This is a genomic window from Paenibacillus puerhi (assembly GCF_009846885.1).
In the GTDB taxonomy this organism is placed as follows: Bacteria; Bacillota; Bacilli; order Paenibacillales; family NBRC-103111; genus Paenibacillus_G; species Paenibacillus_G puerhi.
Window position 1 is genome coordinate 238,562 of the sequence record NZ_WUWM01000004.1, and the last position, 25,779, is coordinate 264,340.

Genomic DNA, 25,779 nt, shown 5'->3' on the forward strand with positions numbered 1-25,779 from the left:
TGCCAATGACAAAAAGCCGCAGCTCATGCGGCGGCTTCCATCCTTAAGCATATTCCTTCATCGTATCGGTCAGCATCGACCAGAACCTCTCGTGATCCAAAGTGAGCGCCACCCTCACATTCGGCTGCTTGCCGGTTACGCCGTACGTATCGATAACGGACATACCATACGAAAGCTCGCCCCGAGTTTCAATATCGACGCGCAGCAGCTTTGTAGTAAAGAGTGTAGGGTCTATGCAGTACGCCACGCAGCAAGGATCGTGAACAGCCGCTCCGGGCAAGCCCCTTTCCTTGTATATAACCTCATAAAACCCTAATAGCTCCAATATAAAGCGCGATATGTGATTGTCCAGGGAAGCAATCCGTTCTTTAACGGCTTCTGTCGCTACCGCCTGATGTGTCAGATCCAAGCCGATCATCGTAATCGGAGCGCCGCTGGCCAATACCACCCTCGCCGCTTCGGCGTCCGCATAGAAATTGAATTCGGCTGAAGGCGTGATATTGCCGAACGTTCCTCCGCCCATGATGACGATTTCCTGTATTTTGGACAGGATCCGCGGCTCTTTGCGCATGGCCAATGCAATATTCGTCAGCGGGCCGATAGGAACAAGCGTAATATCTCCATCCGACTCCATCAGGGTGTCGATCAGGAAGTCAACGGCATGCCGGTTGATACTCGCTTTAACCGGGTCGGGAAGAACGACTCCGCCGATGCCCGATTCGCCATGAACGTAATCGGCGGCCACCGGCTCCCGCAGAAGCGGCCGGTCGGCACCTCGGGCTACCGGCACATGGGTCAAGCCGGCCAGCTCGCAAACCTTGAGCGCATTGAGCGTCGTTTTATCCAATCCTACGTTGCCTGCGACGATCGTAACGCCGACCAGCTCGATGTGCGGATTTCGCGCTGCCAGCAAAATGGCTATGGCGTCATCAAGCCCCGGATCGCAATCCAGTATGATTTTTCGCTTAGCGGTTATGGCTTGGTTGGCCACAAGATCACTTCCTCGTTCTGTTATCGTCCTTATTCACGGCGTCTCCCGCATGGCCCCGTCAAAGGCCTCCACCTCTGCAAGGGTGGGCATACCGGCCTGAGCCCCCAGCCGGGTAACCGCGAGTGCGGATACCTTGGCGGCAAACCGGACCGCTTCGGCCAATTCCTTCCCCATGGCCAGAGCGAAAGCGAGCCCTCCGTTGAAGGCATCTCCCGCTCCCGTCGTATCCACCACCGGCACTTGGTAGGAAGGGACCGCCGTCATGACCCCATCCGCTCGCATGAACGCCGATCCGTCCGCCCCCAGCGTAGTGATGACCTGTCGGGGTCCCATATCCTGTAAGCGGCTCATCGCCTCGTTCAATCGACCGTGATCGGTTTCCATCCCGGTAAGTAAACCAAGCTCTGAACGATTGGGGGTGATGTAATCCGTAAGCTCGAGCAGTTCCTTGGGCAGCGCCCTTGCCGGCGCAGGGTTGAGAATCACTAGCTTGCCGTGCCGCTTGGCGAGCTGCGCTGCCGTGCAGACGGTATCCAGCGGAATCTCCAGCTGCAGGAGAACCGCATCGGCCTGCGCGATGACGCGCTCGTGCTGCTCGATAATCTGTGGCGAACAATGGGCATTGGCGCCGGGAACGACAACGATTTGATTATCCCCCTGGGCCAGAAGAATAGAAGCGATACCGGTCGGAACGCCCTCAGCTACTCGTACCGCATCCACCTCTACCCCGCTGTTTTTCATAGAAGTCAGCAGGCTCTCCCCGAAGCTATCGTCTCCGACCGCGCCGAGCATCGTCGTCCTGGCGCCCAGCCTCGACACAGCCACCGCCTGATTGGCGCCCTTGCCCCCGGGAATAAAGTGAACCGCGGTGCCCATAACCGTCTCCCCCATAGAAGGAGGACGCTGCGTTTCAATGACGATATCCATATTTAAACTTCCGATGACCACAATGTTTGGCCTTTTCATGAGCCTCATCTCCTGAAGGTATTAGTCAGCATGAACCGCCATCTCCTGAATGATCAGCCTGTTGCTGAGCTGCGGCTCGATTTGCTCCTGTTTTTTAATATAGTCCACGACGATATCTCTTTCAATCACGTACGTGTTCCGGATGTTCTCCCCTTTCATGAAGCCGGTGAAGCCATCCCCGCCCGCCAGCATAAAGGCATTCACAGCCACGCAGTAATACCGATCCTTCTCCAGCCTGCTTCCGTTGATGGTTGCTTCGATCACCCGTTCTCCGATGTCACGGGATGGGTCGATAACCAGAGTCACCCCCGACTGCTGTAGAACTCCGGATGTCATAGCGGCGCTCTGCTCCAGCAGATAGAGAAGGTTGTCCCCTCTCATGTCTATCTTATGAATCTCCGAATTAAACGGGATCACGTTCATCACATCCCCGAACGTAATATCTCCCTTGACGATATCCGCCCTTAACCCGCCGCCGACTTGAAAAGCAGCATCCGCATGCGTGTAGCTTCTTACCGCATCGGTAATCAGATTGCCGAGTGTCGACTCCTCGAAATAATTTCTCGTGAAGTTGCCGGTCGCGTAACCGATCTTCTGATCGATCAGCACCTTCAGCCGGTCGTCCCAATAAGCGACCCGGGCTTCAAGCTCGGGATCGGGCTCCATCTGCTCGGATAGGATCGGCTCCAGATGAGCGTTATAATCCACGATGGCTCTGGCATCCATATCAATCTTCAAGTTCAAATATCCGACCACCGTCCCGAGTCCCCGGGTAGAAATGAGCAGCGTGCCGGTCTTCTTCGCTACATAAGGCTGCTCGATCGACTTGTGACAGTGTCCCGCTATGAGCACATCGATGCCTTCTACCTGATTGATGATATGCACGTCTTCCTCAAAGTCCCTTTCGACGACCACTTCCCGGTCTTCCGTGCCTTGCTCGGCGGGAATCCCCTGATGCGCCAGCACCACGATCAAATCCACATGCGGCTTCAGCAAATTAACGTATTCCTGAAGGACGGACTCCTGGCTTCTGAATTCCAGTTCGGTAATCTGATCCAGCGAAATGGTTTCATAGCCCGCTTTCTTCCCGTGGATGCCGATCACCCCGACCTTCACATCGCCCGCTTCCAGAATCTCGTAAGGCTTGGCAAACAGGATATTCGTGTTTTTATAAAAAATATTGGCCGACAGAAACGGAAATCTAGCCTGATACAGAAGCTGCTTCGTCTTTTGCCATCCATGGTCAAATTCATGATTCCCGATCGCCACCGCGTCGTAACCGATACAGCTGAACAGGTCGACCGGAGCTTCGCCTTCCGTAAGCGTGCTGATCGGAGGACCTGTCAGGATATCTCCTGCATCGAGCAGGATCACATTCTCCTCCGAAGCTCGTATCTTCTTCACATAGCTCGCCAGATAAGCGGCGCCTCCCATCATCGGACTGCCCTCCACCCAGGTCGCTCTGACGGGTTTATCCTGAGCATGAAAATCATTCGTATATAAAATAGTCAGTTCTTTGATTGTAGCCATAGTTTGTCCTCTCCCCAGCTCTACATATTTCGTTCACCTTCAAGTCCTTATTTAACGGAACCGGCCGACATGCCTTCAATAAACTGGCGCTGGAAAATCAGATACACCACGATACTTGGGATCATGCTGATGACCGTCCCGGCAAATATAAGCGAAAAGTTGGTTGCGTTCTCCCCGGTAAACGAATACAGCCCCAAGGAAAGCGTAAAGTTTTCATTGGATATGAGAAGAACCAACGGAGTAAGAAAATCGTTCCAGATGTTCATGAAGGTAAAAACTAGCAGCGCCACCACGCCCGGCTTGGCCAGCGGCAGCATGATCGAAAGATACGTTCGCCACTCCGTCGCGCCGTCCACCCACGCGGATTCGCGCAGCTCCTTGGGCACATCCTTAAAGGTGTTGCGCATCAGAAAGATCGAGAACGGCAGAGCCTCGGCTGCGGATACCAGCGTTACTCCGAGCAGACTGTCGACAAGCCCCATCGCCTTCAGTTGGTAGAAAACCGGAATGATCACCGCCTGCACAGGCAGCTGCATCCCTATCAAAAACAAATAGAAAAGAAAGTCTCGGCCTTTGAAAGAAAAATGGGCAAACGCATACCCAGCGGGACAAGCGACAAGCCCTACCAAAATCATGCCCAAAACCGTAATAAAGGCACTGTTCAGAAAATAGGCTTTGAAATTCCCCAGCTCCCACGCCCCGATAAAATTGTCCCATTTCCACGAAGACGGCAAGGAAAACGGATGATTGACGATCTCAAAATTCGATTTGAAGCTCCCTAGTACTGCCCAGAAAATAGGGGCGATCGTAAGCAGGAGCAGGAGTGTCAAAAAAATCAAAAGAATCAGCTGAGAGTTTCTCTGTATACTCCACCCGGATCGCATGCTTATTCCCTCTTTTCCCTCAAGTAGTTAAACAGAAAGGTAAAGCTCATGACGATGATCCCGAGGACCAGACTGCCCGCTGTCGCATAGCCGACTTTATTCATGCTGAATGCCGCTTTGTACACGTAGGTCGGCACGATCTCGCTCATGTAGAAGGGTCCGCCCTGGGTCATGATCCAGACGATGGCAAATCCTTTGAAGGCATAAATAACGACCATACTGACCACGACATTGATCGTATTGCTCAAGCTCGGAACGGTAATGTGCCAAAACTTGCCGATAGGTCCGGCTCCGTCAATATCCGCCGCTTCATAAACCGAATAGTCGACATTCTGCAGGCCGGCCAAGTACAGAATCATGTAGAGCCCGTAGAAGGCCCACGTGCTGGCCACGACCAGGGCCGGCAGCACGGTGAGCGGCTCGCCCAGCCAGTTATGCGTCAAGCTCTCCAGACCAAGCTTTCGCAAAACTTCGTTGATCGGCCCGGCGTTCGGATCGTAAATCTTCGACCAAAGCACCCCGATAACGGCAAGGGAAAGCACGGACGGCAAATAAAAGCCCGCCCGGAAAAGCAGCTTCCCCTTCTTCACCTTACTGATGAGAATGGCCAAAAGTAAGGTCGGGATCACCACCAGGATAAGACTGAGCAGCACCCATATGAAGTTATGGGACAGCCCTTTCAAGAAAATCGGATCCTCGGCGAGACGGGTATAGTTGCCCATACCGACGAAGGTCATCGTCGAGGAGGAACCATCCCAATCAAATAAGCTAAGCTGCACGGCCTGAATCACGGGCCATAGCAGGAAGATCCCATACAGCAAAAATGAAGGCATCAGAAAGGAAGCGTAAACCAACCACTTTTTTCTGCTTCTCGCTCGCCGGTGACCGGCTCTTGCATGAGCAGCCAGTTCCGGCGCAGCCGCCGTTTTGCTCATCATTGCATTCCCTCCTGTCTTTAAGCTCGGGGCCCGGGACCCGGGATACGGCCTATCCTATCCGGGCGTTCATCTCCCGGCGCTTCGAGCCCCGAACGAAAGAACCTTATTTTTTCGTTATTTTATAGCCGGCTGCGGTATCCTTGTCTTTGCCTGCCTGAATCTTATCGGCAGCCTCCTTAGGCGTCGTCAAGCCTCCGACAATGCCTTGGAGATTCTGGAAGTAGGCTTCCTTGGTTTCCGGGCCGATGAACACGGCAGGATTATAGCCCGAGCCTTGTTCAACCGCTTTCATCACTTGCTTCAGCAATTGGCCCGCCGGCTCTTGGGAAGCGGCGTTCTTCGAGACGAGAATATAGTTATAGGACGGGTCCGAGAGCACGACTTTGCTGAAGTCGGCGGATAGAACGAAGTTCATCCAGGTCATCGCCAAATCCGTATGCTCCGCTTTCGCCGGAATAACCCATGTCGTGCCGAGACCGCTGGCCGGAGCGGAGGTTTGACCCTCAATGAAGGAAGGCAGCGTAAACGTGCCTAGGTTGTCTTCGACCTTGTTTTCGACCGCATCCACAATAATTTGCGAGCTATAGAATGCCATCGCCGTCTTTTTGTTCAGGAAGGAGAATTTGGCGTCAGCGGCAGTCAGCGAGATGGAGTCTTTGGAAATATAGCCATTCTTCACCCAATCGGCCAGCATCTCGATCGTTTTGGTGATTTCGGGACTGTTCCATTTCCCGTCTCCATACAACGTTTGCTCCATGGCTTGGCGTCCCGCCGCCGATTCCAGCATGGTCGAGAACATCCAGCTGATCGGGAACCGGTCACGCGCTCCGACTGCGATAGGGGCAATCCCCGCCGCCTTCAGCTTGCTAAGCGCTGTCATGAATTCATCTTTGGTTGTCGGTACTTGAATGCCCTGTTTTTCAAATATATCTTTATGGTAATATACCTGCATGGCGTCCATCGAATGAGGCAATTCGTATACCTTGTCATTACCGGACACGAGATTGTACGCAAACGGCTTAATTTTATCCTGCCAATTATTTTGCTTATAGGCCTCATTCATCGGCTGGATCAGGTTCGCATCGGCCAAAATTTTGACCCGGCCGGCCCCTGCATTGATAAGCAGAGCGTCAGGGGGAGTAACTCCCGATTGCAGCATCGTGGTGAGCTTTCCGTTCTCCACCTGCATATCTCCTGTGGTCAGATCGATCTTGATGTCGGGGTTCAATTCTTGAAATTTGGCAACCACATTCATCCATTGCTTTTTTTCAATATCGTTGAAATAATTAGGAATCATAAGTTTGAGCACTTTACCCTGATTCGCGGCGACAGCTTCCTTCTTCTCACCGGCATCTCCTTTGCTGGCTGTGGAACCGGTAGGCGATTGGCAGCCCGATACGATAAGCGGTATGGTCATGGCTAGACTGATGAATAATTGGTTTCTCCATTTCATTTCATTCAACTCCCCTTGTTAGTAGCGCCGGCTTGGTATAAATATAAACCGCTTTCACGGTTAATAAAATGAGTCAAAACGGGGGAAAAGGTGTACAAACAGTGGGAAAGGAGAGGAAGCTTATCATGAGCTCGAATGTTCGTTCCATCTTTTATAAACTGCTGGCTTCCTTTCTGGCGCTTTCGGTCATCCCCCTTATCTTGTCCAGCTGGCTGACGTACCATTACTTTGCCGAAGCCTTAACAGCTAAGCTGGATCAAGGCGCCACTTCGAGCATGGAGCAGAAGGTTAAGACCATATCCTTATACATGAACGACCTGCAGCGGATGAAGCAATTGATATCGAACAATGCCACCGTTTCGGACTATTTGAAGAACCGGGATGCGGACACCTATTTAACGTTTTTCTTTAAGCTCGACCCTTTATTTGACAGCATACAAGCGATCCGTCCCGAAAATGTCGGCATTACGCTGGTCAGTGATTTCGGTTATGTGTACAGCTACGGCTACCCCTTGAATCGAGATCATGCCGACTTTAACTCGTTCCGTTGGATGCCCGACATCATGAGCCTTACCTATGCCCCGTACCTCACATCCGTTCATGACCGGCCTTACAGTGCGGAAAAAGGAAATCAGCGCGTGTTTTCCTATGTCCAGCGCCTATACAGCAATGACCTGAACTTCAAAGGAATCATGATCATTGATTTTAAACCGACTGTCTTTGACAGCTTATTCGGGAGCGGCTACACGCCCGGTAACGATCCGAGCCTTGCAGCCGCGGGAATGACAGTAACCGACCGCGATGGGAATGTGCTGTATCCTTCAGCCTCTCCGACATGGACTGCGGCTGACCGCATGCAGACAAGCAGCGGCCCCATGAACAAGATCACGAACGCAGGTAAAACGTATTTGACCCTGCAGCGTCATGACGAGATAACCGATTGGACCATCACGACTTATTTCCCCGAAGAGGAACTCTACCGCCCGATTCGGAATCTCCAGACACTGGCCAGCCTTCTCATCTTAGTAAGCGTCCTGGTCTGTTTGTATGCTTCGTGGCTCATATCCAGGCGAATATCCGAACCGATCAAGCAGCTGCTGACTTATATGCGGAGCGTGGGTCGGGGCGATTTTACGATGCAATTTTCCCTCCAACGCAAGGATGAGCTCGGCGCTCTTTCCTATGGTTTCAATCAAATGGTAGATAAACTTAAAGAGCTGATCGACATGGTCTACAAAGAACAGAATGAAAAACGCCGGGCCGAGATTACCGCCCTGCAATGGCAGATCAACCCTCACTTTCTGTACAACACCTTGGAGTCGATCAACTCTCTGGCGCGGAAAAAGAAAGAACATGAAATCAGCCGGATGATCGTGCTGCTCGGCAAATTATTCCGGGTCAATATCGGTACGTTCGAAGAATTTATTCCGCTGGACAAGGAACTGGAATACATCCGGTATTACCTGGAGATTCATAAGCTAAGGATGCCGGGGTTTTTGGAATATCAGGTAGACGTCGACGAAGAAGTGCTTCACTTATACACCATGAAATGGATTCTTCAACCTATTGTAGAGAATGCGATTATACACGGCTTGGACCGGAGGAGCGCATGCGGGAAGATTGAAATAAGAGGCTGGCAGGAGGACGAGGATGTGTATCTGCAGGTCCGGGACCACGGCAATGGCATTCCTGCCGCCTTGCTCGAGGAAGTGCGGACCAACCTGGAATATCACTCGGAGGACTTGTCCAAATATAAAAGCAAAGTCGGGCTGTTTAATGTGCAATCCCGAATCCGGCTTCAATTCGGCCCTTCGTACGGGCTTCACCTAGACAGCCATCCCGATCAAGGTACGGTCGTTACGATCAAATTGCCAAGGAGGGCTGAGCATGAAACAACATAAGCTGTTGATCGTCGATGATGAATGGCTCATATCCGACAGTATCAGCTCCATGGAAGAATGGGGCGAGCGAAACATCGAGGTCGTAGGGACAGCGGCTACCGGCCGGGAAGCTTTAGCCTGGATCGATCGCGAGCCTGTCGATCTGGTCATCACCGATATCCGCATGCCTGACATGGATGGTCTGGAGCTTCTTCAGCAGCTGTATGCCTCGAATCCGGATATTCAGGTTGTGATCATCAGCGGCTACGAGGAATTCTCCTACGCCCGTACCGCTTTGAAATATCAGGCAAGAGGCTATGTGCTGAAGCCGATCGATACGGATGAGCTGCTAGCGATCATCGACGGGATAATAGCTGACGAGGAGCGCCGCGAGTCTGCCCATGACGCTTCGTCCTCCGTGGAGGACGATGTCCCCGCCACCTATCATGAGCTTATCGTTACTAAAGCTATCGCCTACATGAAGTCGAATCTTCACAGGCCGGTCACCTTGAAGGAGGCTGCGGAAGAAGCCCATCTCACCCCTCATTACTTTGGGCAATTATTCAAAACGATAACCGGCCATTCTTTCATTGCCTACTTAACGAATCTGCGTATGGAGAAAGCATGCGAGCTGCTAAAAGACCCGCTGTTACGCATATATGACATTGGCCTGCACGTCGGCTACAGCGATTCCAAATACTTTACCAAAGTGTTCTGCAAAACTTACGGGCTGACCCCCAAGGAGTATAAACAAAGATTGGGGAAACAAGGATGAGCCTCCTATAAACTCAGGACTTGGTGCTAACACAGAGAGGTACGCTCCCTATGGCATCAAGCCCTCATCTCCGCCCATGGCTGGCGAGCCGATACGACCGTCTCTCCGGTTCTTATCGCCTGCTCCATCAGCATCCCGATATAGTGATCCTGCGACGCATCCGGGAGACCATAGAACTCGGGGCCGCCCGCGGCATAGACCGCCATCTTTTGCAAACAAGCCGCTATCGCGATTTCATCGTCGTATAACCTTGCAGGCATAAACGGATTTTCATATACCCAGCGTTCTCCTGCCATTATTCCTTTAAGGAAATAGCCCTCCGCGTTTTCATACTCGCCTTTGTTGATCCGCTTTAATTCCAGTTGGATCTGCGTGCAGGATGGGTCCTGTATGCTGATCCGGTTATCGAATATTTCCCCCCGCTCACCCCGGATACAGAGATGGTTCGATCGCGTCCATGACCGGTGCTGATCCTTGGTGAAGTCGTAGATCCCCAGCTTATCGCCAAAATCCAACCAGGCTAAGGCTCTCTCTGACTTGATTAATCGATCTTCCGTCGGCGGACCGCTCCGATTCGGGCCGGCCACCCAATCGGACTCGAATTTCATCCCGCGGATACTTACGTTCTCGAATTGTACCCCCAGCATCTTCCGGATCAGGCTGACCGCATGATACAAGTGAGAGATAGACACGGTCACTTGATTAACGCTGCCTAACCGACCAGACTTGATGATGGCTTGGCGGGCTTCCTGTACCGGATGAAACTGATATTGCTCGGCGATCTGAATACGCGCCCCTTGAAGGGTGAGCCTGTCGTGGAGCCCAAGCAGACCGTCAAGATGAGGGGCCGGCGGAGTTTCCGCCAGAACGGGAACTCCCCGTTCCGCCAGCTCCAGCATTTCATCCATAGCTGACGAGGGATTAATGGACAGGACAACGAAATCCGGCTGCTCCTTGTCCAGGAGCTGCTCCAGTGTCCGATAGGTTGCCACCTGCCATAAAGCCTCCATGGATCTGCCCTTCGTTTCGTCACGGACGACCATTCCGCTAACCCGAAATTGCTCGGGGAGAGCCTGTGCAATCCTCAAATAATACTGCGCACGAAATCCCCCGCCGCCTATTATGCTAAAGGTTATGGGTTTGCCCAACATGAACACCGCCTTGTCTGTCGTAGGAGAGACACAAACTTTGAATCTTTCATTTACCATACTATAATTGGAACTAGCTATCGAGTTTCATATTGCCTATGAAGGAGACATTATGTTAAAGACGTCGATTGGAAAGCTTCGTTTTGCCGGGATTTGTGACGGGCTCTCGCTGCTGGTACTGTTATTTATCGCTATGCCTCTGAAGTATGGGCTTGGGATCCCTGAAGCGGTCCGCATTGTAGGAACCATACACGGGGGAATCTTTGCCGCTTATATCCTGTGCATCCTTTACGTAACCTTGAAGGTACGCTGGAATTTGATTTGGAGCGTACTCGCAGCTGCAGCCGCTTTTGTCCCGTTCGCCAACTTTTTCCTCGATCGCAAGCTAGTGCAGCTGGAGCAGCGTTATGAGCCGTAAGCTTACGGCTCCCGCTTCTTCCGGGCTATAGCAGATGCATCTTCGCTTCCGCCTCCTCCCAAGCCACCGTATAACCATGACCCTTCGCACAGAAAATCGAGGAGGACGTGTATAAAGGATCCGCGTCCTTCCTATAGCCCTTTCGTTCGATCACCTCTTGCTCGTTATGACAGCGGTCGTAGCCGGCGAAGACAAGCTGCAGGACGCCCTTGCCATGGGTGAAGGAAGCCAGCTCGGTGCTGTAGCTCATGAAGGTTGCCACCGGAACTTTGCCTGTAATGACGGCATGGGCAGCTGTAGTTTGCGGCGGCTCAAACTGTCCATGGGCCTGCTGGATATCCGATAACACCCTTCCGATGTAGTCAAGCTCCACTTTGATTTTAAACTGATAATACGGCTCAAGCAGCACGTTGTCCGCCTTCTCCAGCCCTTGTCTTAACGCGCGAAAGGCCGCTTCGCGAAAATCCCCGCCATGCGTATGCTCATGATGAGCGCCTCCCTTTAACAACGTAATCCGGATATCGGTAATGGGCATCCCCGTTAATAAGCCATGGTGGTCCCGCTCAAAGAGATGCGTCTTGATCAGGTTCTGATGCCCGACGCTTAGATCATGGGCGTGGCAAGCGTTCACGTACGAAATCCCGCTGCCTCGCTCACCCGGCTCCAGACGCAAATGGACCTCCGCATAATGCCTTAGCGGCTCGAAGTGTCCATAGCCGTTCACGGCGGATACGATCGTTTCTTTGTACAAAATCTCCGGAGGGCCGAAGGAAACCTCCAGCTGGAACCGATCCTTCACAAGCTGCTCCAGCACTTCGAGCTGAATAAGACCCATGACGTGGATGTGAAGCTCCTGCAGGCTTTCCTCCCACAACACATTCAATGACGGATCTTCCGCGTCCAGCACCTGGAAGGCCTTCCATACCTCCTTCACGCTCAGAGAATCTGCGAAGCTGACCTTCGACTTCAACGTCGGCACCATCTCGTAGACCAGGCTGTCCACATAGATGCCCACTCCTTGACCGGCCTCCGGCTCCGAGAGCCCGATGACAGCGAACAAATCGCCTGCCGAAACTTGATCAACCGCGTGCGACTTGCTTCCGTTAACGATGAGCAGCCGCGTCACCTTTTCGCATAAGGGAATATCCCCGCTGGAGCTGGAGTAGCACAGCTCGTCGCGCACCTTTAACGTGCCGCTTAACGCTTTGATATAGGTCATTCGCACGCCGTTAGCATCGTGGCGAATTTTATAGATGCGTCCGCCGAATGGCGCTTGCTCGTCATAAGCCTCTGTTGTCAGCAGATGCAGCTGATCCAGAAATTCGCTAACGCCGACATCTTGCAGAGCAGAACCGCTGGCGCAAGGAAAAAGCTGATGGCCGCGAATCTGAGCCTGCAGCGCACGCAGCCAGAAGGTATTGTCCCCCTCTCCCGTCAGGAACGTTTCCAGCAGCTGCTCGTCCCGCTCCGCCACGCTCTCTATCAAGGCTTCCCCGACGACCCCGTCCGCCAGGCTTCCGGTCAGCCCGCAGGCATCCTCTGTCAGATGCAGGCGAATGTCCTCCAGCACTCGGTCTGCTTCCGCACCGGCCCGGTCCGTCTTATTGATAAAGAAAAAGGTCGGGATACGATGCTTGTGCAGCAGCTGCCAGACCGTCTCGGTATGCCCCTGTATGCCCTCCACCGCGCTAATCAGGAGGATCGCATAATCCATCACCCGGACCGCCCGCTCCATCTCCGGCGAGAAATCGACATGGCCCGGCGTATCAATCAAATAGTAGGTCGAGCCCTTGTACGACATGACGGCCTGGTCTGCAAACACGGTGATCCCTCTTGCCCGTTCGATGTCATGGCTGTCGAGGTAGGCGTCCTTATGATCGACTCTGCCCCGCTCCCGAATGCTGCGCGTATGGTAAAGCAGCTGCTCGGCGAACGTCGTTTTCCCCGCATCGACATGAGCAAATATGCCAATGGTTATTTTGTTCATCCTATCACCTGAAGTTTTTATCTTCAGTATACAACAAGTCGCCGTCAGGCACGAAGAAGCCGGGACCTAGTCAAGCTGTCCCGGCTGCCGCTGCTGCGCTAGTGCTGCTTACTTCTCTATAAGTATAGGCTTGCCGCTCTCTCGGACTTCCTTAAGAGTCTTCTCATCAAAAAGCAGGTCCGGCGTCCGCTCCCTTACCCTCTGCTCCGCCAAGTCGAGCGCCTTCAATTCCGGCTCTCCCGGCACTTGATACGCCTCGGCCTCTTTCAGCCAGCTGCTGAACTCCACGGCGAGCAGCTCCTGGTTATACCGGGAGAAGGAGAGCTGGGCAACCTCTCCCTTATCCGACTTCACCTGGAGGGTAATTGACGAGTTCTTCGCCCCCGCCCGATCCTCCTGATAGCCTTGCGAAATATATTCCACGGCTGCCACCTTGTCCGATACCAATCGATAGGCCTCCGCCGCTTTTTTCGCCAGTGCTTGGTACTCTTCATGGTTCGTAATCAGGCTCTTGTCCATGCCCTCAGGGATGTCTGCATGATGGTAGATCCGCTTCGCCACCAAGTGATGCTCTCCGGTCACGGCATCCAGAGCATACTCGTACAATAACGTATCGCTAATCTTGACGGCGACGCTCCAGATCGCGCGCTGCTGTGTCGTGCTCGCCGGGTTGTAGGTCATCTCCAGCGTCCGGTCGCTCAGATCGACCGCGAAAACCCGCCACAGTTGCTGAGCGGCCAGCTCTGCAGCCTCTTCCAGCTTCAAATCATTCACCGTTGGCTGATCCTTGCCGACAAGCTTGACCTGGTACTCCTTCTTCACATAATCCGGAGGCAAGTCACTGTTTCCGGCTCCCGTATAAGGAATACTGTAACGAGTAGGGACGGCTTGCGTTTTAGCCGATTCGGCCCCTTTTACCGTTTGGCTGAGTACGCCGAATACCAAGGTAGCAGCCGCTATGGCCGCTACAGACCCGAGCACGATGGTTTTCATCTCATTTCCTCTATCCAGGCCCATCTCATTCCATCTCCTTTGTTCATTCAGGGTATGATGCGATCACAGCTGTAAGTATACAAAGGCAAGGTTATCGAATGATCACCAAGTTATGATGGACTTGTAAAAGTTAATTGGGCAGTTGTGCCTTGACCCGGCTCTGAGATAAAGCTCAGCTCGGCGTCGTGATGCTCGGCGATCTGCTTGCAAAGCGTCAGTCCTAATCCGGATCCGCCGCCAGAGCGGCTGCGCGAAGGGTCTACCCGATAGAAGGCCTCGGTAAGATGAGCGAGATGCTCCCGGGAGATGCCCTTCCCGTTATCCTGGACAGAGATCACCTTCTGTCCCTTCTCAAGCCCTGCGGTCAGCTTGATGACTCCGCCCGGACCGCAAGCTTTCATCGCGTTCTCGATCAGGTTCACGAGCAGAATGTGCATGAGATCGGGATCGCAAAGCAGCGTATCGAAGCGGCTGTCATAAGTAATCCGAACAGGTTGCCCGGCCGCCTTCATGGACAACGTCTGCTCGACCCCGTGCATCAGCTCTCCCATCCGCACTAGGCTGCGCTCCAGCTTGTTTCCGCGCAGGGTGGCCATATCCAGCAACCGGTAAGCGATATTCTGAAGTCTGCGGCTCTCGGACATAATGTGTCGGGTCGCAAACAGCTTGTCCTCTTCCGTGCGAACGACCTTCTGGATGTATTCCGCATATCCGTATATAGAGGTGAGCGGGGTACGCAGCTCATGTGCCAGGTTATCTACAAATTGCTGCTTTTGCTCCGCCGCGGCTGCCAGCTGCTGGACCTGGCTCTGAATTTCCTGCGCCATGTGGTTGAAGCTCCCCGCCATCTCGGCCAGCTCGTCACGGCCCTTGACCTCAATCCGGTTCTCGTATTGTCCCTGGGCGATGCTTTTGGAAGCAGCGGAAATTTGCTGAAGCGGCTTGAACACGCGATTCAAGACCAGGAGCAGGCAGACCGCAAGCAGACCGCAGAACAGCATGCCATATACAAACAGAACGACCGTCATTCGATTCCACGAAGAAATAATGTCGGCTACATCGTAATAGTAGGCCAGCGTGTAACCGTCGTAGGGCGCCGGCAGAGCGCCTACTACGCTGATGTATTCCTTATCCTCAAGCTTGTCCATCGACACGAGACGCTCGCTCGTCTTAGGCGTACGGGGAGCTTGGGGGACCGCAACAGACCCGCCCATGATATCTGCATACAGCCGCCGACCGTCCCTGGACACGGTCAGGATCACGTTTTGCTTGCTATAGAAATCAAAGTAGGAACGATACAGCGATCGGACTCCGTCATCTACCGAAGTTCCTCTTTTCTCCAGGGCGTCGAGATCCTTCGCATACGACGACGCGATAAAGTAATGCTCCCGGAGACTGCGATCCTTCGAGCTATTCAGATTGCTTTTGAGCGTCACCGCCGAAGCCAGCAAGATTCCGCAATAAAAGAACAACAGGAATAGAATAAAGGTGAGCAAAAAGGTCCGTGCCTTCACCTCTACACCTCCAGACGGTACCCCATTTTATAGACCGTTTTGATGACGCCTTCCATCTCCAGCTTCTTTCTAAGCTTTTGAATATGAACATCGACTGTCCTCGTATCCCCCACATAGTCATAGCCCCAGGCAAGCTCTAACAGCTTATCGCGGGACAGGGCAATATTGCGATTTTTCACCAATACCTCGAGCAGATCGAATTCCTTGGGCGTACATTCTACCGGAGCTGCATGCAGAAATACTTGTCTGCTTTCGAAATCGATCTTGACCCCATCCAGCTCGAACTCCCGGCTTTCCTTCTTGGTACGCCTTAATACCGCATCCACCCGGGCCAGCAGCTCCAGCATCTCGAACGGCTTGACCAAATAATCATCTGCGCCGAGAGTCAAGCCCTTCACTTTATCGGATAAGCTGCTCCTCGCTGTAAGGAATATAGTAGGCGTCCCCTTTATTTGCTGAAAAACCTCATATCCGTCGACTTCCGGGAGCATGATGTCCAGCAAGACGAGATCCACCTCATGCTGCGACAGCTCTCGGATCGCTGCCTTTCCGTCAAAGACGGACACACAAGTATGTCCAACCGCTTCCAGACTTCTCCTGATCAACTCATGAATGGGAATTTCATCTTCGACAATTAGGATAGCTGCCACCAGGATCACCTCCCCCTAAGCATAGCATGCTGATGTAATAAAGTTGTAAAGGAGGCAAGGAAGCTGCTTCGCCTGAAAAGCAAAAAGCAGCCGGGTTATCACCGGCCGCTCTCCTTTCCTCGCACTTGATTCTCTATGACGTCTGCCCGGGAAACCTCTGCCTCTAAAGAAACCGGCCTGGAGGCCGGTTTTCATTCCTAGGTGCCGCAGTAGGTACGGTAAGGTCGGCCTGATGGCTCAGGCACCGTGCAGTAATCCTCTTGCTCTGCGGTGTGCGCGAAGGGATCTGACAGGACGGCAAGCAACTGTTCCATCACACGGTAGTCGCCGTGATCTACAGCCGCTTCCAGTGCGGCTTCTACCCGGTGATTCCGCGGAATAACGGAGGGATTGCTGCGGCGCATCAACTGATGCGAGGCGTCCTTCGATTCCTCCTGCCTGCCTCGTCTAGCCTGCCAGCGCTCAAGCCACTGAGCGAACTTCGGACTCCCGGACAGCGCCGTATCCCCGGCCTTATCGAAGGTCAAGGCGCGGAAGGTATTGGTAAAGTCCGCTTGATGGGTCTGCATCTGCTGCAGCAGGTCTTCGATAAGGGCCTCATCTTCCGGCTCCTCATTCGATATCCCCAGCTTGGCCCTCATGCCCGTAAGCCAGTGGCTCCGGTACTGCTCGCTAAAGCCGGCGAGCGCCTCCTCCGCCAAGGAGATAGCCTGCTCCTCATCCTCATGCAGCAGCGGCAGCAGAGCTTCCGCCAGCCTGGCGAGATTCCAACCGGCGATGCCCGGCTGATTCCCGTACGCATAGCGGCCTTGCGTGTCGATCGAGCTGAAAACTGTGGCCGGATCGTAGGCATCCATGAACGCGCAAGGACCATAATCTATCGTTTCCCCGCTAATGGCCATGTTATCGGTATTCATCACCCCGTGAATAAAGCCTACGAGCTGCCACTTGGCGATCAGCGGGGCTTGACGCTTAATCACTTCCTGAAGCAGGCTAAGATAGCGGTTCTGACCGTCTTCAGCATCAGGAAAGTGACGCTGGAGCGCATAATCGGCAAGTGTCCGCAGATCCTCGACCGTCCCCCAATTCGCCGCGTATTGAAAAGTACCGACTCGCAGATGACTCGCTGCCACGCGAGTCAGCACGGCCCCCGGCTGTTCGCTCTCCCGAAGAATGGACTCTCCGGTAGCCGCTACGGCCAGACTTCGGGTCGTAGGAATACCAAGCGCATGCATGGCTTCGCTGATGATGTATTCGCGCAGCATCGGTCCTAGAGCCGCCCGGCCGTCGCCGCGGCGGGAATAAGGCGTCCTGCCTGAGCCCTTAAGCTGAATGTCGACTCGACTGCCTTGGGGGGTAAGCTGCTCGCCGAGCAGAAGAGCCCGGCCGTCCCCCAGCATGGTAAAATGCCCGAATTGATGCCCGGCATAAGCCTGAGCAAGCGGCGAAGCGCCTTCGGGAATCCGGTTGCCGGCAAACACCTCTACGCCGGATTCGCTTCTTAACGCCTCGGCGTTCAACCCCAATGAGGCGGCCAAAGGCTCATTGAGAACGATCAGCTCCGGCGAACGTACAGGCGCCGGTTCGAGTCTGGTATAGAAAATCTCCGGCAGGCGGGCATAGCTGTTGTCTAGGTTCCATCCTGGTTCCATGAGTTCCCTCCTCGTTGTCATGGTATCTCCATTAGAATCATAGGGTAATCTTGATCTTTATTATACCCTTTTTAAGCCAGGATAGCGCATGCAGCAGGAAGGATTCCCGGGGCTATGCCGAGACCCGAGGCCTTAGGCCTTGACGGCCCTCACCTGTCCCTGATGAACAGCGCTGCAGACAGCCAGGGAATTGCCATCGGGATCGAAAAATCCGCTTTCCCCGTTCATCCTCACTCCCCGGGTACGCAGCCCGGTTAGCATCAGCTCGACATCAGGCGAATAGAAATCTATTACGCTATGAGTCCTCTTCGTATGCGTGTTCACGAAGGCCAGCGGCTGATCGTCTACAAGTTCAACCAAGTAAAGGTTCGGTACTCCCAGCCGCTCGCCTCCGTCAAGATAAAGCATGGCCGTAGTCCACTCTTCCCTCGGTTCGCCAAGAACCTTCATCCCGAAGGTTTCGGTGTACCAGGCTATAGCTTTGCTCAAGTTTCTCACCGGGATCTCTATGCCGGCCACACGCCATACGAACGGATGGGCCTCTGGAACGTCGGTACGCTCCGTCCCCTGACCCGTGAGCTTAACATGGCAGGCTCCGAATGAATTGCCGTCACAGTCCCGAAACCCGAAGCCCTGGCGGCCCGGTTCGCGCTCCCAATCGATCTCGTTGACATCAACGCCCTGGTCTTTCAGAAAATGATAATATCCTTTAAGATCAGGCGTATAAAGGTCAATGATGCTTTGAATATAGCCATACTGCGTATTCGTAAATGTTAATCGGCGGGTGTCTTCGGTCTGAACCAAATAAATGGAAGGAACTCCTATCGCTCCTGAGCCGCCCTGGAAGTGCAGCATCGCCGAGGTCCCTTCGTCATTCCACGGCCCTTGGGGCTTTGCCCCGAGCATGCTGCTGTACCAGTCAACCGCTCTGCGCAGATCGGACACCGGAATCTCAATCGTAGCGATACGCGGAACGATCGCACGCATAACCTCTCGTTCCATGCTTCGTTCAAAGCCGTCCATTCTCTCGAACAACTCCTTTTTTAGCGATTTCTTTGACCTTCTGATTCTGCTCTCCGCAGCATCGATCGAAATATCCAGCATATCGGCGGTTTCTTTTATGCTAAAGCCACCCAAATAATAAAGCGTCGCGGCATGTCGCTGCGGCTCATTCAGGACGTTTAGCGCATCGAGAACCTTTCTTCTTAACTCGCGTTGCAGAACCATCTCCTCGACCGACTGGCCGCTAGGGACATGAAGCGTCTCCTCGAGTGAAGTATAGGCTCGTGGGGTTCGCCATGTGTTTAGGCTCAATCGCTTGGTTATGGCGTACAGCCAGCTTCCCAGTCTATCAGGGTTCTGAAGGGTATGCAGGTTCAGGTGCGCCTTGAGAAAAGCTTCTTGAGCTATATCCTGCGCGATATGATAATCCCGAACGACTTCGTAGGCGACGGCATGCAGGACGTTTGCATACTTGCGGACGATAGCGCCGAAAGCCTCCCAGTCTCCAAGCAGCGCCGCCTTTACGAGCTCCTTGTCCTCATTCATTCGTTTTCCTCCCTTTTTGATATAGACACATTTCCCTTTTGTTTTCCGTCGCTCTCCATATCACTAAGAATAACGCGATCTATGTTTTTCTTCTATTCATTCAGGTGAATTACTGTATATTCATGGGGTTACATTAGTAACGGTAACGGATAACCGGATAAGGGGGAGATCAAGGTTGATTAACGAATCGTACCGTCCAAGCCGCAAGGAGGACCACGAAGTCTTTCCCTGCACCTGGTATGCCGTAGGCTGGTCGAAGGAAGTTAAGCGAGAGCCGATTAAAAAACGGCTGCTGGGGCGGGATCTTGTCTTATTTCGCGATCAAAACGGAGCTTTGCAGGCCCTCCATGCCTACTGCCCGCACCGTGGAGCCGATCTGTCGCTGGGCCGCTGCGAGGGCGGACTGCTGCAGTGCGCGTACCATGCCTGGAGCTTCGACGGTCAAGGCCGCTGCGTAGAGATTCCCGCGCATCCGGGCCGTCCTATCCCCGCGTTCGCGGATACCCGCTCTTATCCTGTCCTCGAACGTATCGGTCTGATCTGGGTCTATCCCATGGCCCGGCAGCTGCTGGAAGGAGAGCCTCCTCCCCTAGACCTTTTCCCCGTATTGGAGAATCGCGACTTTACATTAGCTCCCTATGATGCCGTCTGGCAGGCGCATCTCACGCGCGTCGTGGAAAGCGTACTGGACGTCGCCCATGTTCCTATCGTACATAACAAGACGATCGGCAAAAACTCATCTAAAGACATCACGATCGATTTCCAGGCCAAAGAGAACACGATCCGCATACGCAATGGAAAGGCCTACCTGGAATACGCTTTCCCGCAGCACTGGCTGCTGAAGCCCGTAAAGACGGAGGGGAGCCAGTTCATTAACTATGTAACCTTCACGCCGATCGAGAAGGAAGTAACTGCGATTTATGGCTTGGCTGGACGAAATTTCGCCAGATCCGTCCCTGGCATGAGCCGTATGTTCTCCGCGTACAGCAGCAAGGTGTTGAAGGAGGATCAGGCAATCGTCGAAAGCCAGCATCCCCGGCCGATCCCCGATGCGCTGCGCATGGAGGCTCATGTACAGGCCGACGGTCCCCAGGTCCGTTTCCGCCAACGCTGGTACCAGTTTCTAACCAATGAGGAGCCGCGCATAAAGATAAGCGATGCCGAGGCTTAAGGCGCTGATTATCCGACGTGCCGGACTGTACTGTTTTTGGATCGCCCTCCTGATCCCCCAGCCATCTGGAAAGCGTCTCCGTCTCATAAAAACCGCAAGGGCCGTTCCCGATCAGCTCTGCTGCGGGACGGCCCTTACTTCCTTATCTCCTTCGTTATTTCGAAATCACCTAAGCTTTTAATTGGACCTGATTGGGCTTTTTGATAAGGGCAAAAAAAAATCTATAAGTCAATCTTTATTTGTCTCTCTAGCTGAATGGAGTTCACAGATCAGACACAATACTATTAAATATTAACAGCCCTGGAAGGGTGCCCTTATCTGCGGTATGGCTTCTTCTTAGTAAGCACGCCAGCCTGCATGCTAGGCCAGTTCCTTCCGCAGATAGGTATACAGCTTGTGGCTTGCCCCATGGAACGGATAGGCCGCTTCCTTGCCCAAAATTCCGCATGACATACCAATGAGACTTCCGCTGATCGTTCTGACCGTTACCCCCATCGCCAGGGGCTCCGTCATTATTCTTGGGACCAGAGCGAGCCCTAGCCCGGCCTCTACATAATATTTCAACGCCGTCATACTCCCGATCTCCATGGTGTCCAGCTTCACATTCCCTTGTTCCTGCAGGACCATCTCCAGCTTCCTGCGATAGGGGCAAGTCTCTGAGGTGATCAGCAGACGAGACCCGTGCAGATCCTCCGGCCCTATCCCTTCCTTGTGCGCAAGCGGATGATCCTCGGGCAACAAGGCCACGAACTCCTCCTGAAACCACGGCTCAAAATACAAATCCTCTCCTATACCAGGCGCCGTACAAAGCGCAAAATCGAGATAGCCTTTGCGGACCCGCTCGCTAAGGACCGGGGTGCTTGAGATATCCACGGATATACGGATATGGGGATAAAGAGACATAAATTTCTTCAGGAGGCCAGGAAGCCGGTAACTGGCGGTTGGCTCCGTTACCCCGATGCGGATATGTCCCGCTTCCCCGGATTTCAACTCCGCTATGCTTGTTTGAAGCTGCTCCATCTGCTTTACGATTTGGAGGCTCTGGTCGTAAAACAGCCTTCCGGCTTCCGTAAGGCCGATTTCTTTCCCTCGCTCTATGAGCCGAACGCCCAGTTCCGATTCGAGCTTCTGCATCTGCATCGTGACGGTAGACTGCACATAGTTCATTTCTTGCGCCGCTCGTACGAAGCTACCGTGTTTTGCGATCATCTGAAACGTTTTTAACGTCTTAAGATCCATGCTCTGCCCTCCCGATACATTCAAAATAATTGAATTATGCCTTCAATATCTTCAATTATACAAATACCAGGAAATCAAATACAATATCTACAAAACCCGAAGGAGTGGACGGATGATGGAGTTAAGGAATAAAGTGGCTATCGTAACGGGCGGCGGGACGGGTATTGGCAAAGCCACCAGTATGGCGCTTGCTCAACGAGGGGCGATTGTGGTTGTGAACTATTCACGCTCTCAAGCCGAAGCGGAGGAAACCGTACGAGGGATCCACGAGGAAGGAGGCCAGGCTTTGGCCATCCGGGCAGATGTATCCCGGGACGAGGAAGTGCGAGCGATGGTCCGCACGTCGATCCAGCAGTTCGGTACCGTTGATCTGCTCGTCAACAATGCCAGCATCACCAGGCATATCGCAATGGAGGACTTGGAGTCGGCCACGGAGGACGTATGGGACGAGTTGTTCGATGTGAATGTGAAAGGCATGTTCTACTGCGCACGGGCTGTCGCCCCCTTCATGAAGAAGAATCGTTCAGGAGCGATCGTCAATCTTGGCAGCATAGCCGGACAAACCGGATTAGGCTCCTCGCTTCCCTATGCCGTGTCCAAGGCTGCCATTCATGGCCTTACGAAATCGCTAGCCCGCGTGCTTGCTCCCGATATCAGAGTGAATTGTATCGTGCCGGGAGCCGTTGCGACAAGATGGTGGGCCGGCAGGGAAGCCCAAATGAGCCTGCTGGCTCCCCATCTTCCTTTACGGCGTATCTCAACGCCCGAAGACATCGCTGCCATGATCTGCGCAGCCTTGGAACAGGAAGCCATGACCGGCCAGATCCTAACCGTAGATAGCGGCCAAACCTTGTAGGTCCGACATTGATCAAAGAATCCACAAGACCTTCATGAAGCTATCGGCTTACCGCTTGTCCGCATGAAACTGACGATGAAGCTCCCGAACCTGCTCAGCTAGCTCGGGGACAGGTCCGTCTACGGCCGTATCCCGAATCACGTCTTGGATCGGAAGATTACGAACGCGCGATGGGGCCACCCCCATATCACTGAGCCATTGCGCAAGCTGTGCGGAGGAGCTCGCATAAACAATCCGGCCTAACTGAACCCAGCCGTGGGCCGCGGCGCACATAGGGCAGTGCTCGCCCGAGGTATAGACCGTAGCCTTGCCTCTTTCTTCCTTGGTCATGTTGTTCGCTGCCCAGCGTGCCAACGCGAATTCCGGATGCTGGGTATGGTCGCCGCCTGCAACATGGTTGTGGTCTTCGGCAAGCACTTCTCCGCTCGCTGAGACAAGGACGGAACCGAATGGCTCATCGCCGGCCTCCAGTGCAGCCCTCGCAAGTTCGATACAGCGTCTTAGATGCTTCAGATCGGTATCATTGATCATGTTAGAACTCCTCCTCATCGATTCGTTGCCAGTAGTTACCCGGTCTATACCCGTATGTTAGCATAAAGCTCGACAAAAAACCGTTCCGCCCAGTAACGAAACTGGAAGCAGAACGGTTATTGCAGGAATTCTTCATTTGTTCTCAAGACAACATGGGGTCAATTTACTCCGCTGCCAGCATAAGCTTCTCCAGCTCAAGCGGTTCAATGTACACTCCATCTTTGTAGGCTCTCATGTTTCCGCCGGAGATTTCGTCAATCAGAACAACTTCTTGGCTCTTGTTCATTCGGCCGAACTCCAGCTTAATATCATACAGCTCAATGCCCTTCTTACTAAGCTCGTCCTTCACGAGTTGGCTGATTTGTTTCGTCAGCTGTTCCAGAGTTGCATACTCCTCTGCCGACAAAATGCCGAGCATCTCCAGAGCAGACTTGCTAATCGGGGGATCTTGACGCTCATCGTCTTTCAACGTTACTTCCACAAATGCATCCAGCGATTGTCCTTCTTGTGCATACAAGCCATAGCGGCGAAGGAAGCTTCCTACCGCACGGTAACGACAAATGACCTCAAGTCCTTTGCCAAATACCGTAGCGGGAGCAACGGTCATCGCTGCGTTCTCGATATCCGCATCGATGTAATGAGTCGGAATGTTCAGTGCCTTCAATTTCTCGAAAAAGAACTTCGTTAAGCGGAGTCCCGCCCGCCCGGCACCCTCCATGACTAGCCCGACGGTGTTCGCGCCTGGATCAAACACGCCATTCTCGCCCGTTACATCATCCTTAAACTTAAGCAGGTAATTCCCATTGTCCAGCTCATATACATCCTTTGTCTTGCCCGTATACACATGTTTCACTGTGTGTTTCTCCTTACTCTTAGTGGTTTTTTAATAGTATATCATAAGGATGGCAGCTTTTTGTACTGGACAATGGAATGTGCTCGTTCAGCTAGGACCTCCGCCTCTGAGCGATAGGGCTACTCTGACTTTTGATACTGAAACTGATCGACGATCTGTTTCAAGGTCAAGGCTTGATCCGTAATCTGATCGGCAGCTGCAGCTACTTCTTGCATGGAGGCATTCTGTTCCTCAGAGGCAGCGGCTACCTGCATCGAATGATTCGCATTCGTGACGGTCAGGCCTTCAATTTTTTTCAAATCGGCAACTACCGTTTCCGTGTTGGAATACATTTGTTCCACGGCGGCGCTCACCTCAATCGATTGGTCGGCGACCTTCTCAATAGATTGCAGAATACGAGAAAACGAGACTTCTGCTTCGCCGGCCACCTGGATGCCCGATGTAACCGTAGCTGTTCCAGAATTCATCTTTCGGACGGCGTCGGCAATCGTTTCTTGAATTTCGGCGATCATTCTCGTAATCCGTTGGGCCGCGGCGCCGGACTCATCGGCTAACTTCTTCACTTCATTCGCTACGACCGAGAAGCCTCTCCCCTGCTCGCCCGCTCTGGCTGCTTCTATGGCCGCGTTGAGCGACAGCAAATGGGTTTGAGCCGCAATATCCGTAATCAAAGCTGTAATCTGAAAGATGTGCTCGGATTTTTCTTTTATGGAGAACACACTGTTAGCCGAATCGTTGACGGTATGCTGAATGGAGTTCATGTGCGTAATCATATTCGACATCATCTCATTGCCGCGATCCGCCGCCTCCTTCGCCGTTGCGGATGAGACGCTCATCGTCTCCACACTATTGGCAATTTGGCCAATGCCCGCCGAAATATCTATGGCTGCATACTTGATGCCGCTAAGAAGAGACGTTTCGTTGTCGATACTGGACGCAACGCTGCTAATCGAAGAGGCAATTTCCTCCGATGCCCGGGTCGTTTCCTTCGCACTGAACTTCAGCCCCTCGGCGGAGCTGAAGACGTTGTCGGAGCATTGAACTATGTTTCCAACTAAAGTCTGCAAAGTCCCCAGCGTCTGATTGAAATTCATACTCATTTGTCCAAACTCGTCCTGGCTTCTGATGGCCAACGATTGCGTTAAATCACCCTGAGACAAAGCAAACGAAAGCTCATTAATGCTGCGAGTGTTCCTTGTAATGTATCGGCTGAACAGTACGACGATGGCCGTTATAACGAACATAGCCGCAGCAATTATATACACCATACGCAGCAAGAGCTTCCTAAGAGGTGCGTACAGTTCGGATTCGGGGATGGCAAGCGCGAGAGTCCATGCCGTCTCCGGAATTTGTATGTAATACGCTCGAATGGTTTCTCCCGCTTCCGTGAACGAGCCTTGTTGCATGTCTTGTGAGCCGGACTGCATCATTTGACGACCGAGTTCGGCAAAGGTAGGATTCGAGTCGTTAACAATCTCCGTTGTCATCACATTCTGACCTTCCTTGTTTTCGATCAGAAATCCTTTCTTATCCAGCATAAACGCCCAACCGTCTTGTCCAACTGGAATATCCCGAATCAATTCTTGCATGGTGGTCAAGTCAATATCGCCGGTGATGACGCCCATAAATTGCTTTTGCTTGTCATAGAACGGTACCGTGGCCGTAATAAACGTCGTATTTAGGGCTTGCTGAACAACTCAATTTATAAAGCGCAATGTGTTAAATCGAAAAAGGGTGAAAAAAACGAAAAAGAGACTCCGAAGTCGCTTCTCCAGATTCATGACTAAGAATTGGATGGCGAT

At 53.0% G+C, this 25,779-nt stretch carries 22 protein-coding genes; 5 read left to right on the forward strand and 17 right to left on the reverse strand.

From position 1 onward, the window contains the following. Window positions 1–43 precede the first annotated feature (43 nt). The 6 genes from GSF01_RS05630 to GSF01_RS05655 all read right to left on the reverse strand — a co-directional run bounded on the left by GSF01_RS05630 (window position 44) and on the right by GSF01_RS05655 (window position 6,762). A complete protein-coding gene (locus GSF01_RS05630) occupies window positions 44–991 on the reverse strand; it encodes a nucleoside hydrolase (RefSeq protein WP_235941305.1) in 948 nt (315 codons plus the stop codon). Between the two features lie 33 nt (window positions 992–1,024). Then, a complete protein-coding gene (gene rbsK / locus GSF01_RS05635; RefSeq protein WP_159882036.1) occupies window positions 1,025–1,957 on the reverse strand; it encodes a ribokinase in 933 nt (310 codons plus the stop codon). Between the two features lie 21 nt (window positions 1,958–1,978). Then, the gene (locus GSF01_RS05640; protein WP_159882037.1) at window positions 1,979–3,487 is read right to left on the reverse strand and encodes a bifunctional metallophosphatase/5'-nucleotidase; all 1,509 of its coding nucleotides are present in this window, start codon (window positions 3,485–3,487) and stop codon (window positions 1,979–1,981) included. A gap of 47 nt (window positions 3,488–3,534) precedes the next feature. Continuing rightward, window positions 3,535–4,371 (reverse strand): carbohydrate ABC transporter permease, encoded by an 837-nt coding sequence (locus tag GSF01_RS05645; RefSeq protein WP_159882038.1) that lies wholly within the window; start codon window positions 4,369–4,371, stop codon window positions 3,535–3,537. Between the two features lie 2 nt (window positions 4,372–4,373). Further along, complete coding sequence (locus GSF01_RS05650; RefSeq protein ID WP_159882039.1) at window positions 4,374–5,309, reverse strand: carbohydrate ABC transporter permease; 936 nt, start codon at window positions 5,307–5,309, stop codon at window positions 4,374–4,376. 103 nt (window positions 5,310–5,412) lie between these two features. Next, window positions 5,413–6,762, reverse strand: a complete 1,350-nt coding sequence (locus GSF01_RS05655) for an ABC transporter substrate-binding protein (protein ID WP_159882040.1) — start codon at window positions 6,760–6,762, stop codon at window positions 5,413–5,415. A gap of 125 nt (window positions 6,763–6,887) precedes the next feature. Here GSF01_RS05655 and GSF01_RS05660 point away from each other — a divergent pair, with 125 nt between their 5' ends. Both GSF01_RS05660 and GSF01_RS05665 read left to right on the forward strand, forming a co-directional pair. Next, a complete protein-coding gene (locus GSF01_RS05660; RefSeq protein WP_159882041.1) occupies window positions 6,888–8,663 on the forward strand; it encodes a sensor histidine kinase in 1,776 nt (591 codons plus the stop codon). Beyond that, a complete protein-coding gene (locus tag GSF01_RS05665) occupies window positions 8,650–9,417 on the forward strand; it encodes a response regulator transcription factor (protein ID WP_159882042.1) in 768 nt (255 codons plus the stop codon). The genes GSF01_RS05660 and GSF01_RS05665 overlap by 14 nt, the downstream gene beginning before the upstream one ends. A gap of 56 nt (window positions 9,418–9,473) precedes the next feature. Here the strand turns inward: GSF01_RS05665 and GSF01_RS05670 are convergent, their stop codons facing one another. After that, window positions 9,474–10,568, reverse strand: coding sequence for a Gfo/Idh/MocA family protein (locus GSF01_RS05670; protein ID WP_407945742.1), 1,095 nt, complete (start codon window positions 10,566–10,568; stop codon window positions 9,474–9,476). 109 nt (window positions 10,569–10,677) lie between these two features. On the opposite strand from GSF01_RS05670, the gene GSF01_RS05675 reads away from it, so the two are divergent. Continuing rightward, complete coding sequence (locus GSF01_RS05675) at window positions 10,678–10,983, forward strand: DUF3817 domain-containing protein (protein ID WP_159882043.1); 306 nt, start codon at window positions 10,678–10,680, stop codon at window positions 10,981–10,983. 25 nt (window positions 10,984–11,008) lie between these two features. Here the strand turns inward: GSF01_RS05675 and GSF01_RS05680 are convergent, their stop codons facing one another. The 6 genes from GSF01_RS05680 to GSF01_RS05705 form a co-directional block, all read right to left on the reverse strand. Continuing rightward, entirely contained in the window at window positions 11,009–12,970 is a 1,962-nt protein-coding gene (locus GSF01_RS05680) for a GTP-binding protein (protein WP_159882044.1), read from the reverse strand. A gap of 108 nt (window positions 12,971–13,078) precedes the next feature. After that, on the reverse strand, window positions 13,079–13,987 hold the full coding sequence (locus tag GSF01_RS05685; RefSeq protein WP_159882045.1) for a hypothetical protein: 909 nt from the start codon (window positions 13,985–13,987) through the stop codon (window positions 13,079–13,081). A gap of 86 nt (window positions 13,988–14,073) precedes the next feature. Continuing rightward, the gene (locus tag GSF01_RS05690) at window positions 14,074–15,477 is read right to left on the reverse strand and encodes a sensor histidine kinase (RefSeq protein ID WP_159882046.1); all 1,404 of its coding nucleotides are present in this window, start codon (window positions 15,475–15,477) and stop codon (window positions 14,074–14,076) included. A 2-nt stretch (window positions 15,478–15,479) separates the two neighbouring features. After that, on the reverse strand, window positions 15,480–16,127 hold the full coding sequence (locus GSF01_RS05695; protein ID WP_159882047.1) for a response regulator transcription factor: 648 nt from the start codon (window positions 16,125–16,127) through the stop codon (window positions 15,480–15,482). A 197-nt stretch (window positions 16,128–16,324) separates the two neighbouring features. Next, a complete protein-coding gene (locus GSF01_RS05700) occupies window positions 16,325–17,800 on the reverse strand; it encodes a protein adenylyltransferase SelO (protein ID WP_159882048.1) in 1,476 nt (491 codons plus the stop codon). A gap of 111 nt (window positions 17,801–17,911) precedes the next feature. Next, window positions 17,912–19,327, reverse strand: coding sequence for a sigma-70 family RNA polymerase sigma factor (locus GSF01_RS05705; RefSeq protein ID WP_159882049.1), 1,416 nt, complete (start codon window positions 19,325–19,327; stop codon window positions 17,912–17,914). Between the two features lie 175 nt (window positions 19,328–19,502). On the opposite strand from GSF01_RS05705, the gene GSF01_RS05710 reads away from it, so the two are divergent. Further along, window positions 19,503–20,498: an aromatic ring-hydroxylating dioxygenase subunit alpha gene (locus tag GSF01_RS05710; RefSeq protein WP_159882050.1), complete on the forward strand. Its 996-nt coding sequence runs from the start codon at window positions 19,503–19,505 to the stop codon at window positions 20,496–20,498. A gap of 360 nt (window positions 20,499–20,858) precedes the next feature. Here GSF01_RS05710 and GSF01_RS05715 read toward each other — a convergent pair whose 3' ends face one another. Continuing rightward, complete coding sequence (locus GSF01_RS05715; RefSeq protein WP_159882051.1) at window positions 20,859–21,737, reverse strand: LysR family transcriptional regulator; 879 nt, start codon at window positions 21,735–21,737, stop codon at window positions 20,859–20,861. 115 nt (window positions 21,738–21,852) lie between these two features. Between GSF01_RS05715 and GSF01_RS05720 the strand changes: the two genes are divergently transcribed. Further along, complete coding sequence (locus GSF01_RS05720; protein ID WP_159882080.1) at window positions 21,853–22,593, forward strand: SDR family NAD(P)-dependent oxidoreductase; 741 nt, start codon at window positions 21,853–21,855, stop codon at window positions 22,591–22,593. Between the two features lie 48 nt (window positions 22,594–22,641). On the opposite strand, the gene GSF01_RS05725 is transcribed toward GSF01_RS05720, so the two are convergent. The 3 genes from GSF01_RS05725 to GSF01_RS05735 form a co-directional block, all read right to left on the reverse strand. Then, window positions 22,642–23,124 carry a nucleoside deaminase gene (locus GSF01_RS05725; RefSeq protein WP_159882052.1) on the reverse strand — a complete coding sequence of 161 codons (483 nt, stop codon included), beginning with the start codon at window positions 23,122–23,124 and terminating at the stop codon, window positions 22,642–22,644. 163 nt (window positions 23,125–23,287) lie between these two features. Further along, the gene (locus tag GSF01_RS05730) at window positions 23,288–23,977 is read right to left on the reverse strand and encodes a phosphoribosylaminoimidazolesuccinocarboxamide synthase (protein ID WP_159882053.1); all 690 of its coding nucleotides are present in this window, start codon (window positions 23,975–23,977) and stop codon (window positions 23,288–23,290) included. 119 nt (window positions 23,978–24,096) lie between these two features. Then, on the reverse strand, window positions 24,097–25,644 hold the full coding sequence (locus GSF01_RS05735) for a methyl-accepting chemotaxis protein (protein ID WP_328803645.1): 1,548 nt from the start codon (window positions 25,642–25,644) through the stop codon (window positions 24,097–24,099). Window positions 25,645–25,779: the final 135 nt, after the last annotated feature.